This window comes from Roseovarius sp. SCSIO 43702, from assembly GCF_019599045.1.
Lineage (GTDB): Bacteria > Pseudomonadota > Alphaproteobacteria > Rhodobacterales > Rhodobacteraceae > Roseovarius.
In genome coordinates this window covers 789,659-802,537 of sequence record NZ_CP080623.1, presented here as the reverse complement: position 1 = coordinate 802,537, position 12,879 = coordinate 789,659, and the positions used below count along the sequence as shown (strand labels likewise).

At 67.4% G+C, this 12,879-nt stretch carries 12 protein-coding genes; 9 read left to right on the top strand and 3 right to left on the bottom strand.

Annotated elements, in window-relative coordinates:
* Window positions 1-28: 28 nt before the first annotated feature.
* The 8 genes from K1T73_RS03750 to K1T73_RS03715 all read left to right on the top strand — a co-directional run bounded on the left by K1T73_RS03750 (window position 29) and on the right by K1T73_RS03715 (window position 8,809).
* Complete coding sequence (locus tag K1T73_RS03750) at window positions 29-1,279, top strand: sarcosine oxidase subunit beta family protein (protein ID WP_220603601.1); 1,251 nt, start codon at window positions 29-31, stop codon at window positions 1,277-1,279.
* 106 nt (window positions 1,280-1,385) lie between these two features.
* Window positions 1,386-1,673 carry a sarcosine oxidase subunit delta gene (locus tag K1T73_RS03745; protein ID WP_220602651.1) on the top strand — a complete coding sequence of 96 codons (288 nt, stop codon included), beginning with the start codon at window positions 1,386-1,388 and terminating at the stop codon, window positions 1,671-1,673.
* Window positions 1,670-4,615, top strand: coding sequence for a sarcosine oxidase subunit alpha family protein (locus tag K1T73_RS03740; RefSeq protein WP_220602650.1), 2,946 nt, complete (start codon window positions 1,670-1,672; stop codon window positions 4,613-4,615). Before K1T73_RS03745 ends, K1T73_RS03740 begins: the two co-directional genes overlap by 4 nt.
* Window positions 4,608-5,177, top strand: a complete 570-nt coding sequence (locus tag K1T73_RS03735; protein WP_220602649.1) for a sarcosine oxidase subunit gamma — start codon at window positions 4,608-4,610, stop codon at window positions 5,175-5,177. The genes K1T73_RS03740 and K1T73_RS03735 overlap by 8 nt, the downstream gene beginning before the upstream one ends.
* Before the next feature lie 34 nt (window positions 5,178-5,211).
* Window positions 5,212-6,528 carry an FAD-binding oxidoreductase gene (locus tag K1T73_RS03730; RefSeq protein ID WP_220602648.1) on the top strand — a complete coding sequence of 439 codons (1,317 nt, stop codon included), beginning with the start codon at window positions 5,212-5,214 and terminating at the stop codon, window positions 6,526-6,528.
* Window positions 6,529-6,621: 93 nt separating this feature from the next.
* Window positions 6,622-7,425: a serine protease gene (locus K1T73_RS03725; protein WP_220602647.1), complete on the top strand. Its 804-nt coding sequence runs from the start codon at window positions 6,622-6,624 to the stop codon at window positions 7,423-7,425.
* The gene (locus K1T73_RS03720) at window positions 7,422-8,225 is read left to right on the top strand and encodes a serine protease (protein WP_220602646.1); all 804 of its coding nucleotides are present in this window, start codon (window positions 7,422-7,424) and stop codon (window positions 8,223-8,225) included. Before K1T73_RS03725 ends, K1T73_RS03720 begins: the two co-directional genes overlap by 4 nt.
* 125 nt (window positions 8,226-8,350) lie before the next feature.
* Window positions 8,351-8,809 carry an Hsp20 family protein gene (locus K1T73_RS03715; RefSeq protein ID WP_220602645.1) on the top strand — a complete coding sequence of 153 codons (459 nt, stop codon included), beginning with the start codon at window positions 8,351-8,353 and terminating at the stop codon, window positions 8,807-8,809.
* A gap of 50 nt (window positions 8,810-8,859) precedes the next feature.
* Here the strand turns inward: K1T73_RS03715 and K1T73_RS03710 are convergent, their stop codons facing one another.
* Window positions 8,860-9,210 carry a DUF3140 domain-containing protein gene (locus K1T73_RS03710; protein WP_220602644.1) on the bottom strand — a complete coding sequence of 117 codons (351 nt, stop codon included), beginning with the start codon at window positions 9,208-9,210 and terminating at the stop codon, window positions 8,860-8,862.
* Between the two features lie 108 nt (window positions 9,211-9,318).
* Window positions 9,319-10,791: an NAD-dependent succinate-semialdehyde dehydrogenase gene (locus tag K1T73_RS03705; RefSeq protein ID WP_220602643.1), complete on the bottom strand. Its 1,473-nt coding sequence runs from the start codon at window positions 10,789-10,791 to the stop codon at window positions 9,319-9,321.
* Window positions 10,792-10,892: 101 nt separating this feature from the next.
* Here K1T73_RS03705 and K1T73_RS03700 point away from each other — a divergent pair, with 101 nt between their 5' ends.
* Complete coding sequence (locus tag K1T73_RS03700; RefSeq protein WP_220602642.1) at window positions 10,893-11,687, top strand: alpha/beta hydrolase; 795 nt, start codon at window positions 10,893-10,895, stop codon at window positions 11,685-11,687.
* Between the two features lie 156 nt (window positions 11,688-11,843).
* On the opposite strand, the gene K1T73_RS03695 is transcribed toward K1T73_RS03700, so the two are convergent.
* Entirely contained in the window at window positions 11,844-12,848 is a 1,005-nt protein-coding gene (locus K1T73_RS03695) for a P1 family peptidase (RefSeq protein WP_220602641.1), read from the bottom strand.
* Window positions 12,849-12,879 lie beyond the last annotated feature (31 nt).

The window sequence follows — 12,879 nt, the reverse complement described above, 5'->3', positions numbered from 1 at the left end:
GCGGGCAATCGACAGGGGCGAGGTCGCGATGCGCTATTCCGCGTTCAAGATTTTCATGCAGGGACTGACCGGCAACAAGGGCTGGAAACCCGCCTGGCGCGAACCCGATCCGAAGCCCGAATACGATATCGTGATCATCGGCGGCGGCGGACATGGACTATCGACCGCCTATTACCTCGCCAAGGAGTTCGGGATCACGAATGTGGCCGTGGTCGAGAAGGGCTGGCTCGGCTCGGGCAATATCGGGCGCAACACGACGATCATCCGCTCGAATTACATGCTGCCCGGCAACGAGCCCTTCTACGAATTCTCCATGAAACTCTGGGAAAACCTCGAGCAGGATTTTAATTACAACGCGATGGTGTCGCAGCGGTCCATCCTGAACCTCTTCCATTCGGACGCGCAGCGGGACGCCTTCGTGCGGCGCGGCAACGCGATGTTCCTCGCGGGGGCCGACGCCGAGCTCGCGGACGAGGCCCAGCTTCGCCGCGAGCTGCCTTTCCTCGACTTCGACAATGCCCGCTTTCCCATCAAGGGCGGACTCTATCAGCGCCGCGGTGGCACGGTGCGCCACGACGCGGTGGCCTGGGGCTATGCACGCGGGGCCGACAGCCGCGGGGTCGACATCATCCAGAACTGCGAAGTCACGGGCATCGACATCGAGAACGGCGCCGTGCGCGGCGTCCAGACCTCGCGCGGGCCGATCCGCGCCAGCAAAGTGGCCATGTGCGTTGCCGGCTCGTCGGGGCGCGTGGCGGCGATGGCGGGTATGCGCCTCCCGATCGAGAGCCACGTGCTCCAGGCCTTCGTGAGCGAGGGGCTGAAACCTGTTCTGCCGGGCGTGATCACCTTCGGTGCCGGCCATTTCTACGTGAGCCAGTCCGACAAGGGCGGGCTTGTCTTCGGGGGAGATATCGACGGCTACAACACCTACGCGCAACGCGGCAACCTGCCGGTGGTCGAGGACGTGGCCGAGGGCGGCATGGCGATCATGCCGATGATCGGCCGCGCGCGCCTGCTGCGCTCCTGGGGCGGGGTGATGGACATGTCGATGGACGGCTCGCCCTTCATCGACAAGACCCATATCGACGGCCTCTATTTCAACGGCGGCTGGTGCTATGGCGGGTTCAAGGCGACACCGGCCTCGGGCTATTGCTATGCGCATCTCCTGGCACGCGACACGCCGCATCCGGTGGCGACCGAGCTTCGTCTCGACCGGTTCAAGCGCGGACACCTGATCGACGAAAAAGGCCAGGGCAACCAGCCCAACCTGCATTGAGGCGGACAGCTGATCGCGAAACGACACCCGTTCCGGGCCTGACCCGGAACCTCGAAGAGCAGGAGGCCCCGGATCAGGTCCGGGGCGCGATGCGGAGAACAGAAAGATGATCATCGACCATCCCATCCTCGGGCCGCGCGACGCCGCCGAATTCGTCTATCTCGGCGATGCCTGCCTGATCGAGCGCCCCGATCCCGACGACAAGAACGCGGCCGAGAAATTCTATGAATACGGCTATCTGCGCGACAACCCGGCGGGCAAGCACCAGGAGCTCTGGTATCACGAGCAGGGCGACCGCTCGTGGCTGGTGGTCACGAGAGACACGCTCACGCACGAGATCACGCAGGTCGAACTCGCCCGCGACGTGGCCAAGGCACGGGGGCGCGACAGATGAGCCAGACCAACCGCATACAGGGTGGCCTCGTCGACCGCTCCAGGACGCTCAACTTCACCTTCAACGGGCGGGGCATGCAGGGGCACGCCGGCGACACGCTGGCCTCGGCGCTGCTGGCGAACGGCCAGGTGCTCGTGGGCCGGTCGTTCAAGTATCACCGCCCGCGCGGGATCATGACGGCCGGCTCCGAAGAGCCCAACGCCCTGGTGGAACTGCGCAGCGGCGCACATCGCGAGCCCAACACCCGCGCCACCGTGGCCGAGCTTTTCGACGGGCTGGACGCCACGAGCCAGAACCATCGCGGGTCCCTCGAATTCGACCTGATGGCGGCAACCGATTTCGTCTCGCCCTTCCTCAGCGCCGGGTTCTACTACAAGACCTTCATGTGGCCGAAATCCTTCTGGGAGAAGGTCTACGAGCCCGCCATCCGCAAGTCGGCGGGCCTCGGCCGCCTGTCGATGAAGGACGACCCCGACACCTATGACAAGGGCTTCCTGCATTGCGATCTGCTGGTGATCGGCGCAGGCCCCTCGGGCCTTGCCGCCGCGCTGACCGCGGCGCGCGCGGGCGCGCGGGTCATCATCGCCGACGAGGATTTCCTGCCCGGCGGTCGGCTCAATTCCGAGACCATGTCCGTCGAGAACATGGCCGGCCACGACTGGGCGCGGATGACCGTGGCCGAGCTGTCGGGCATGGACAACGTGCGCTTCATGACGCGCACCACGGTCTACGGGGCCTACGATCACGGCGTCTACGGTGCGCTCGAGCGGCGGACGGATCACCTGCGCGACGGTGGTGGCAAACCACGGCAGATCCTCTGGCGCATCTACTCGAAACGCGCGATCCTCGCCGCTGGCGCGACCGAGCGGCCCATCGCCTTCGGCAACAACGACCGGCCCGGCGTGATGCTCGCTTCCGCCGTGCGCAGCTATGTGAACCGCTTCGGCGTGACGCCCGGCCAGCAGGTCGCGGTCTTCACGAACAACGATGACGGATGGCGCACCGCGGCGGACCTCGCGGCGAAGGGCGTCAACGTCACCACCATCATCGACAGCCGCGACGCCCCTGCCGTCCTGACAGTGCCGGGTGCGCGTCACATCCGCAACGCCGCCGTCATGGATACGGTCGGGCGCAAGGCGCTCAAGTCCGTCACGCTCACCAGCGGGCAGGTCGTGCCCTGTGACTGCCTCGCGGTATCGGGGGGATGGAATCCCAACGTCCACCTTACCTGTCACCAGCGCGGCAAGCCCGTCTGGCGCGACGAGATCTGCGCCTTCGTGCCGGGCGAGGACTTGCCTGTCGGGATGGCCGTCGCCGGTGCCGCCAACGGGCAGACGACGCTGGCCGCCGCACTGGCCGAGGGGCACGAGACGGCCGCCATGCAGCTCGACGCGCTCGGGTTCAAGGCCAGCGGAGAGGCTCCGCAGGCGGAAGACGAACCGCGCGATTGCGTGCCCTTCTGGTATGTCGAGGAAAGCACCAAGCGCGCCTGGGTCGACCAGCAGAACGACGTGACCGTCAAGGACATCAAGCTCGCCAATCGCGAGGGCTTCCGCTCGGTCGAACTTCTCAAGCGTTACACGACGATGGGCATGGCCACCGATCAGGGCAAGACCTCGAACATCGCGGGTCTCGCCATCCTCGCGGGACAGCGCGGCACGACCATTCCGCAGACCGGCACGACCGTTTTCCGCCCGCCCTACACGCCCATCCCCATCGGCGCGCTCGGCGGGCGCGCACGGGGCAAGGATTTCCGCCCCTATCGCCTCACGCCGTCGCATGAATGGGCCAAGGCGCACGGCGCCACCTTCGTCGAGGTGGGCAACTGGCTTCGTGCGCAATGGTTCGCCCGCCCCGGCGAGAAAGGCTGGCGCGACTCGGTCGACCGCGAGGTCGAGATGACGCGCAACTCCGTCGGCATCTGTGACGTGACCACGCTGGGCAAGATCGACATCCAGGGCAAGGACGCCGCCGAGTTCCTCAATCGCGTCTACACGAACGCGTTTCTCAAGCTGCCGGTGGGCAAGGTCCGCTACGGGCTCATGCTGCGCGAGGACGGCATCGCCTATGACGACGGCACGACCGCGCGCATGGACGAGAACCATTTCGTCATGACCACGACCACCGCCAACGCGGTCCTGGTGTTCCGCCGGCTCGAATTCGCGCGGCAGTGCCTCTGGCCCGGGCTTGACGTGCATCTGATCTCGACCACCGATGGCTGGGCACAGTTCGCCGTGGCGGGGCCCAATTCGCGCAACCTCCTGCGCAAGGTCATCGACGACGAGCACGACATCTCGAACGAGGCGTTTCCCTTCATGGCCTGCGGCGAGGTCACGGTCTGCGGCGGGATGCCCGCGCGGCTCTTCCGCATCTCGTTCTCGGGCGAGCTCGCGTTCGAGATCGCGGTGCCCGCGCGCTATGGCAACTCGATGATGGGGGTGCTGATGAAGGCGGGGGAGGAGTTCGACGCGATCCCCTACGGCACCGAGGCGCTTGGCGTCATGCGGATCGAGAAGGGCCACGCGGCCGGCAACGAGCTCAACGGTCAGACGACCGCGCTCAATCTCGGGCTGGGCGGGCTCATGTCGAAGAAGAAGGATTTCATCGGCAACACCCTCGCCCAACGCCCCGAGCTGAACCGCGAGGATGCCATACGGCTCGTGGGATTCCGCCCGGTTGACCGGAGCCGGAAGCTCATCGCCGGGTCGCATTTCATCACCCGGGGCGACGAGGCCACGATGGCCAACGACCAGGGGTGGATGACCTCGGTGGCCTATTCGCCCTCTCTGGGGCATTCCATCGGTCTCGGCTTCATCAAGCGCGGGCATGAGCGGATGGGCGAGATCGTCCGCGCCGTAAGCCCGGTCCACGACACCGAGATGGAGGTCGAGATCGTCTCGGCCCATTTCATCGACCCCGAAGGAGAACGTCTGCGTGGCTGAATATACTCTCGTGTCCGCCCCGCCGCTTGCCGGGACCGATCTTCGCTTCGGCGATAGCCGGGTGACGGCGCCGGCCGACCTGGCCATCGTATCGATGGCGGTGCCGCTGGGTGGCGACGAGGCGGCCCATAAGGCCGTGACATCGGCCTTCGGCATGGGCCTGCCGGAGCCCGGCAAAAGCGTGCTGACCGAGGATGGCGAGGTGCGGCTGATGCGTCTTGCCCTCGATCAGGCCTTCGTGCTCTTCACCCATGCCGACCCGGACGCGGAACGCGTCATCGCGGGCAAGCTGGGCGGCGCGCTCTACACCACCGATCAGACCGACGTGTGGTGCGCGCTCGAGGTGTCGGGGCCGACATGCCGCGCCGCGCTCGAACGGATCTGCCCCATCGACATCCATCCCGACGCCTTCGCCGTGAACGCGCTTGCCCGGACCATGATGGAACACCTCGGCACGATCATCATCCGCACGGATAGCGACAGTTTCCTCTTGCTCTCGGGCAGTTCCTCGGCACAGTCCTTCCTGCATGCGGTCGAGACGTCCTTCCGAAACGTGATGTGACGCCCGTACCGCGCGAGCGGTCGGAGGACAGGCGATGGTGACGTGGACCGGCGAGGCCGAACCGGGGTTTCCCTACTGGTGGGAGGCCCTGAAGGAGATTGCCGAACCCGAGGATTGCCCGCTGCCGCCGCGCGTCGACCTGCTGGTCATCGGCGCCGGATATGCGGGCCTCTCGGCGGCGCTTGCCGCGCAGGACTGCGGGGCGACGGTCGCGGTGGTCGATTCGGTCCGGCCGGGTGACGGTGCATCCACCCGCAACGGCGGCATGTTCGGCGCGCATCCGCGCCTGAGCTGGCCGCGCCTGGCCGCGCAGTTCGGCGAAGAAACGGCGGACGCGCTCTTTGCCGAAGCGGCGCCCGCGCGGGCCTTCGTCCTCGATCTCATCGAACGCGAGGGGATCGCGTGCGACCTGCAAAGGACGGGCCGCATCCAGCTTGCCTGGGCCAGGTCGCATCTCGAGTCGCAGAAGCGCCTTGCGCGGGACGTGCGCGACAAGAGCGAGGTCGAGGTCGAGACGCTCGACCGCGCGGCCACGACGCGCGAGATCGCGACCGAGCGATACTTCGGCGGTCTCCTCTTTCCCGACCATTGCGCGATCCATCCCGCGAAGTTCCATCGCGGGCTATGGGCGGGTGCCGTGGACAAGGGCATTACCGTCACGGCGAACGCCGCCGTGACCGGATACACGCGCGAGGGCGGCGGCTTCTCGGTCGAGACCCTTCGCGGCCCCGTCCGCGCGGACAAGATCGTGCTGGCCACGAATGGCTACACGCCCGGATTCTTTCGCTGGCACGTGGCGCGGGTCTTTCCCCTGCCCTCCTATATCATCGCGACCGAGGAACTGCCTTCGAACCTGATCGGCCATCTTGCGCCGGGCAGGCGGATGATGGTCGAGACCCGCGCGCGCCACAGCTATTTCCGTATATCACCCGATGGTAAACGGATCCTTTTCGGCGGGCGCGCCTCGATGCGGGACATCCCGCTCGACCTGGCCGCGCGGCGCCAGCACGTCACCATGTGCGAGGTCTGGCCCGAGCTTCGTGACGCGAAGCTCAGCCATGTCTGGAGTGGGAATACCGGCTATTCCTTCACCGAGATGCCGCATGTGGGCGAGGATCGGGGGCTGCATTTCGCGATGGGCTTCTCGGGCTCGGGGACGGTCATGGCACCCTATCTCGGGGCCAAGGCGGCGTTTCGCGCCATGGGCGATGCGCGCGGCGAGACCGCCTATGCCCGCACGCCGTTCAGGCGCCACTGGCTTCATCCCACGACAACGCCGCATTTCCTGCGCGCCGCCGATCTGTGGTATCGCAGCTGGGTCGATACGCGCGATCGCATGGCCGGGCGATAAACCGCCGAAAACAGCCGACAATCCAGACCCGCGCCCAACTTTCGCCCCAAACCGCTGATAGCCGGCGCAGGAGTGATTTGGCGAGGTAGGTTGATGCTGCGTGCGGTTCTGGGATTGGTGGCTTTTCTGACATGCGGCACGGCGGCGGCGCAGGACGCTGCGCTCAAGCGTCTCGACACCGGCGACGAGGGGCGCGGATGGGAGGCGGTCGGTCGGCTCGATCTCGACGGGCGCGGCTTCTGCACCGGGGCGATGATCGCGCCGGACCTCGTGCTCACCGCCGCGCATTGCCTCTTTGACCGCGACACCGGCAAGCGCATCGACCCGGCCCGGATCGAGTTCCTCGCCGGGTGGCGCAACGGGCGCGCCCAGGCCTATCGCTGGGTCCGGCGCGCGGTGGTGCATCCCGAATACGATTTCGCCGAGGGCGAGGCTTCGAACCGCGTGCGCAACGACGTGGCTCTGCTGGAGCTGCATCACCCCATCCGCAACGGGCGGGTGGAGCCGTTCGAGACCGACAAGCGCCCCCGCCAGGGACAGCGTGTCGGCGTCGTCTCCTATGCGCAGGGCCGCTCCGAGGCGCCCTCGCTTCAGGAGGTGTGCGAAGTCATCTCGCGCCAGAACGGCGTGCTGATCCTCTCCTGCGACGTGGATTTCGGCGCCTCGGGCGCCCCGATCTTCAGCTTCGAGGGCGGCGTGCCGCGCGTCGTGTCGGTAGTGTCGGCCATGGCACGGGTGGACGGGCGCAAGGTGTCGCTCGGGACACAGCTCGAGGCGCCGATCGCGGCGCTCCGCGCCGAGCTCAACGCGGGGCACGGTGTGTTCCAATCCTCGGCCCCGAGACTGAGCGGGGTGACTGCCAAGCGCGCGACCGGCGCGAAATTCGCCAAGCCATGATGACGCGCGCGCTTCTCCTGCTCCTGGCCCTCGGTCTCGGACTGCCTGCACAGGCGGGCAGCGGCCTGATCCGGCTCACTGACCGCGACGACCTGTTCGGCTGGGAGGCCGTGGGCCGCGTCGAGATCACGCCCGGCGGCTATTGCACCGGCGCCCTCATCGCGCCGGATCTCGTGCTGACGGCGGCGCATTGCGTCTATGACGACGAGGGCCGCGCCCGCGAGACCGGCGCGCTGTCCTTCAAGGCCGGGCTGCGTGACGGCAAGTTCATCTCGGAAAGCGGCGTCGTGGCCGTGGCGGCCCATGAAAGCTACGATCCCGGCGCGCGGCTGACGGCGCGCAACATCCGCCATGACGTCGCGCTCCTGCGTCTTGCCGAGCCGATCCCGGCGGCGACGGCGAGCCCCTTCCGGCTTGCGCGCGGATCGCGCAAGGGCCGTCCCGTCAGCGTCGTCTCCTACGGCGAGGGGCGCGACGCGGCGCTGTCATGGCAGCGCGAATGCGCCGTGCTCGAGGCGGCGGGCGATCTCATGGCTTTCGACTGCGACGTGACATTCGGCTCCTCCGGGGCGCCCGTCTTCCAGCGCGAGGGCGGCCGGGCGCGCATCGTGTCGCTGATCTCGGGCGGCGGCGAGCATGACGGGCGGCGCATTGCCTACGGCATGACACTCCCCGAAGTGGTCGACCGGCTGAAGCGCGACCTGCGGGCCACGCCCGCGACGGACGGAACGGTTGCCGCGAAACGTCTCCGCGTGGGCCAGGGCGGCGGTGCGGCGGGGGCGAAATTCGCCAAGCCGTGACCTCTTGAATCGGCGCGAAACCTCACCAGATTAGGGGCGTCCGGCGCCCCGAGCGGGCCGGACGCAACCGCCCGTCCCGATGGGAGGGCACATCTGACTGGTATCGCTCAAACGGAGGATAACCCATGCGCAGCTTTGATCTCGCACCACTTTACCGGGCCAGCATCGGCTTCGACCAGATCGCGGACATGATGGACCGTGTCCTGTCGAACGATGGCACCGCGCCCAGCTATCCGCCCTACAACATCGAGAAGACCGACGATGACTCCTACCGGATTTCCATCGCCGTCGCCGGGTTTACCGGGGACGAACTTTCGGTCGAGGTGAAGGAGGGCGCGCTCATCGTCTCTGCCCGCAAGGCCGACGACGACGAGAAGGAACGGACCTATCTGCATCGCGGCATCGCGACCCGCGCGTTCGAACGCAAGTTCCAGCTTGCCGATCACGTGCAGGTGACGGGCGCGGTGCATGAGAACGGGATGCTCCATATCGACCTGCATCGCGAAATCCCCGAGGCGCTGAAGCCGCGGCAGATCGAGATCGCGAAGGCCGATACCAAGACCATCGAGGCTTCGGTCAACTGATCTCGGTGACAGACCGGACAGGGGGGCGCGCATCATCGGGCGCGCCCTTTTCATTTGGCGCATCCGCCGTCGGCCAGCGGATCGTGGCCCCAGTTCATCAGCGAATAGCGCCAGTCGGAATTCTCGACATCCCCGTCGGGGCCGCCTTGGCTGCAATGGCGATTGATGTAGCCCACCACCTTGGCCATGTGATCCCACTGATCGTCGGTCAGGTCGTCCTTGTTGGTGCGCTTGATCTCGACGATGCGGCGACCCGACCTGTGGCCGGTGCTTTCGCCGTCGTCGCTGTCGCCCACGGACCTGCTTTCCTCGGTTTCGAGCCAGTCCTCGAGGTCGGAGGGCGACATGTTCACCCGGTCCTGCCATTCCGACCAGATCTCGTCGCGTGATTTCGATGACATGGGCGTGCTCCCCGCTTTGGATCAGACCCGAAAGAAACAGGGCGGCGGCAGGAAGGTTCCCGCCGCCGCCCCGTCTTCGGACCGTCCATGCCCCGTGATGCGGGCGTATCAGACGGAAAGGCAGACGTACTTCATCTCGAGATAGTCCTCGATGCCGTGATGGCTGCCTTCGCGGCCAAGGCCCGACTGCTTGACGCCGCCGAAGGGCGCAAGCTCGGTCGAGATGATGCCGGTGTTGACGCCGACGATCCCGTATTCCAGCGCCTCGGCGACCTTGTAGACGCGGGAAAGGTCCTTGGCGTAGAAGTAGCTCGCGAGGCCGAAGATCGTGTCGTTGGCCATCTCGATCACGTGATCCACGTCCTCGAACTTGAAGAGCGGCGCGAGGGGGCCGAAGGTTTCGTCCGTCGCGACCTGCATGTCCTGCGTGACCCCGGTGAGGATGGTGGGCGGCAGGAAATGCCCCTCCCCCTCGAGCGGCTTGCCATCGCCGAGGATGATCTCGGCGCCCTTCGATGTCGCATCGGCCACGTGTTCCTGCACCTTGTCGATGGCGTCCGCGTTGATGAGCGGCCCCAGCTGCGTGCCCTCCTCGAGACCGTCCCCGATCTTCATCTCGCTCACCTTCGCCTTCAGGCGCCTGGCGAATTCGTCGTAGACGCCCGCCTGTACGTAGATGCGGTTGGCGCAAACGCAGGTCTGGCCGTTGTTGCGGAACTTGCACATGATCGCACCTTCGACCGCGGCGTCGAGGTCAGCATCGTCGAAAACGATGAACGGAGCGTTACCGCCGAGCTCCATCGAACATTTCATCACCTGGTCGGCCGCCTGGCGCAGCAGGATCCGCCCCACCTCGGTCGAGCCGGTGAAGGTCAGCTTGCGGATGCCGGGATTTTCGCAGAACTCCTTGCCGATCTCGGACGCGGAGGAGGAGGTGACGATGTTGAAGACGCCCTTCGGGATGCCCGCCCGTTCGGCCAGCACGCCCAGCGCCGTGGCCGAGAGCGGCGTTTCCTTGGCGGGGCGCCCCACGAAGGAACAGCCCGCCGCAAGCGCCGGCGCGGCCTTGCGGGTGATCATCGCGTTGGGAAAGTTCCAGGGCGTGATCGAGGCGGCGACGCCGATCGGCTGTTTCAGGACCATGATCCGCTTGTCGCGCTGGTGGCCGGGGATCGTCTCGCCGTAGACGCGCTTGGCCTCTTCTCCGAAGAATTCCACGAAGGACGCGCCATAGGCGATCTCGCCCTTCGATTCCGAAAGCGGCTTGCCCTGTTCGGCGGTCATGATCGTGCCGAGGTCGTCCTGATTCTCCATCATGAGGTCGAACCATTTGCGCAGCACGGCGGCCCGCTCCTTGCCCGTCCATTTCGCCCAGTCCTTCTGGGCCGCGACGGCGGCATCGATGGCCTTGGCGACCTGCGCGCGGTCGAGATCCGCGACCCTGGCGATCACGTCGCCGCGCGCGGGGTTGGTAACGTCGAAGGTACCGCCCGAGCCATCCACCCATTCGCCGTTCACATAGGCCTTCTCGGCCAGCAGGCTCGGGTCTTTCAGCAGGGATTTGAGGTTGGTCTCGCCCATGGCGGTCTCCTTTCGCGCGGCTCGGTCATTCGGGTCTCGCATAGGCAAAGCAGGTTGCGCTAGGGTTGTCCAGAGCCGCACGGGGGAGGAAGGGACCGAGCATGGACTGGGACGATGCCTATTCGCACATGCCCTACATTCCCGATGCCGAGGGGATCCTCGCCCGCTGGGAAGACGAGGCCGCCGCCTATCGCACCCGGCGCGAGGCTGACGGACAGGCGGCGCTCGGGGTGGCCTACGGGCCGTCCGAACGGATGGCCTACGACGTGTTCCTTCCCGACGGCACGGCGCGCGGGCTCGCGGTGTTCATCCATGGCGGCTACTGGGTGAAGTTCGATCGCGGCATGTTCTCGCATTTCGCGGAAGGCCTGCGGCGGAACGGGTTCGCAGTCATGCTCCCCTCCTATGATCTTTGCCCCGCCGTGACGATCGCGCAGATCACGATGCAGGTGGCCACCGCGATCACCCGCGCCGCCGCGCATTGGGCGGGGCCGATCGTGATCGCCGGGCATTCGGCGGGCGGGCACCTCGCCGCGCGGATGTGCAGTCCCGGCCTTCTGCCCGATGAGGTGGCGGCTCGGATGGCCCATGTGATGCCGATCTCGCCGGTGTCGGACCTGCGGCCGCTGCTCAGGACCAGCATGAACGACGACTTCCGCCTCGACGAGGCGATGGCCGAGGCCGAGAGCCCCGCACTCCTGCGGCCCGGCGCGATGCCCGTGACGGTCTGGGTCGGTGGCGGTGAGCGGCCCAGTTTCCTCGACCAGGCGCGGTGGCTGGCCGAAGCCTGGGGGGCGGCGCATGTGGTGGCGGCGGGGCGGAATCACTTCGACGTGCTCGACCCGCTTCTGGACCCTGAAAGCGTGATGGTGCAACGTCTGTTGACACAGTCCTGAGCGGGCGCGCGGCACGTCGGTGCGCGGATCGCCCGGAGGGCCGCGAATCGCCTGTGTTAACTGGTAAAACCCGCGTCGGTATCCACGTCGGTATCATGTCGGTATCGCGTCGGTGGATGGCCCTTCGGAGGGGTCGTTAACGCCGCGCGCGTTGCGTTACCGGCGCCCGAACCGTTCGGTCCAGCAGGGCAGCGGATCGCCGGGCGCGGGTGTGGCGTGGTAGATGCCCCGCGCGATGGCGCGCGCCACGCAGATCGCACCCGCATGACCGAGCGCCACGAGCTCTGTCGGCCCCGACACCGCGCGCCCGCCCGTGGCGGCCGCGAATATGAGGTCACCGTCCATCGCCGTGTGCGACGGCACCAATGCGTGGGCCATCCCGTCATGCGCGGCGGTGGCCAGCCGCGTCGCCTGCGCCTGGGTGAGCGCGGCATCGGTCGCGACGATGCCGATGGTGGTGCTGGCGTGCTGCGAGAGCTTGGTCGCGGGCCACGGGTCGGGCGTGCCCGGACCCAGCCCGCCGAACTCGTCCCCGATCTCCCAGGGGGCGGCCCAGAAGGCGGGGCCGTCGCCCATGGTGGCTTGCCCGACCGCGTTCACCGCGACGAGCGCGCCCACCACGTGCCCCGAAGGCAGGACGAGCGAGGCCGACCCGAGCCCGCCCTTGAGATTGGCCGTCATCGCCCCCAGCCCCGCGCCGACGCTGCCCAGCGCCACGTCGGGCCCCGCCGCATCGAGCGCGGCACGTCCGAGCGCCTTGTAGGGGTTGTCGTGCCAGTCCTTGTCGCCGCCGTTCAGCAGGTCGAAGAGGATCGCGCCCGGCACGATAGGCACACGCGCCGGCCCCACGGCAAAGCCGCGGCCCATCTCGCGCAAGCCGTCCGCCACCCCCGAGGCGGCGTCGAGCCCGAAGGCCGAGCCGCCCGAGAGCACGAGCGCGTCGACCTGCTCGACCGTCTTGTCGGGGGCGAGCAGGTCGGTCTCGCGCGTGCCGGGGGCGCCGCCCATCACATGCACCCCGGCGACGAAGGGCCGGTCGCCCACGACCACGCTCACCCCCGAGCGCAGGCGCGTGTCGCCCGCCTGCCCCACCCGCAGTCCCGGCACGTCGGTGATCGCGTTGCGGGGACCCGGGGCCGGTGTGGCCGCTGGTGATGTCATGCAAAACATCTTGCCCGAATCCGAAAAATGC

What these genes read in the sequence shown, in the direction of transcription:
- K1T73_RS03740 (WP_220602650.1), top strand. Translation starts at nt 1,670, where the DNA reads ATGAGCCAGACCAACCGCATACAGGGTGGCCTCGTCGACCGCTCCAGG.
- K1T73_RS03710 (WP_220602644.1), bottom strand. Translation starts at nt 9,210, where the DNA reads ATGTCATCGAAATCACGCGACGAGATCTGGTCGGAATGGCAGGACCGG.
- K1T73_RS03700 (WP_220602642.1), top strand. Translation starts at nt 10,893, where the DNA reads ATGGACTGGGACGATGCCTATTCGCACATGCCCTACATTCCCGATGCC.
- K1T73_RS03715 (WP_220602645.1), top strand. Translation starts at nt 8,351, where the DNA reads ATGCGCAGCTTTGATCTCGCACCACTTTACCGGGCCAGCATCGGCTTC.
- K1T73_RS03705 (WP_220602643.1), bottom strand. Translation starts at nt 10,791, where the DNA reads ATGGGCGAGACCAACCTCAAATCCCTGCTGAAAGACCCGAGCCTGCTG.
- K1T73_RS03720 (WP_220602646.1), top strand. Translation starts at nt 7,422, where the DNA reads ATGATGACGCGCGCGCTTCTCCTGCTCCTGGCCCTCGGTCTCGGACTG.
- K1T73_RS03695 (WP_220602641.1), bottom strand. Translation starts at nt 12,848, where the DNA reads ATGACATCACCAGCGGCCACACCGGCCCCGGGTCCCCGCAACGCGATC.
- K1T73_RS03730 (WP_220602648.1), top strand. Translation starts at nt 5,212, where the DNA reads ATGGTGACGTGGACCGGCGAGGCCGAACCGGGGTTTCCCTACTGGTGG.
- K1T73_RS03725 (WP_220602647.1), top strand. Translation starts at nt 6,622, where the DNA reads ATGCTGCGTGCGGTTCTGGGATTGGTGGCTTTTCTGACATGCGGCACG.
- K1T73_RS03745 (WP_220602651.1), top strand. Translation starts at nt 1,386, where the DNA reads ATGATCATCGACCATCCCATCCTCGGGCCGCGCGACGCCGCCGAATTC.
- K1T73_RS03750 (WP_220603601.1), top strand. Translation starts at nt 29, where the DNA reads ATGCGCTATTCCGCGTTCAAGATTTTCATGCAGGGACTGACCGGCAAC.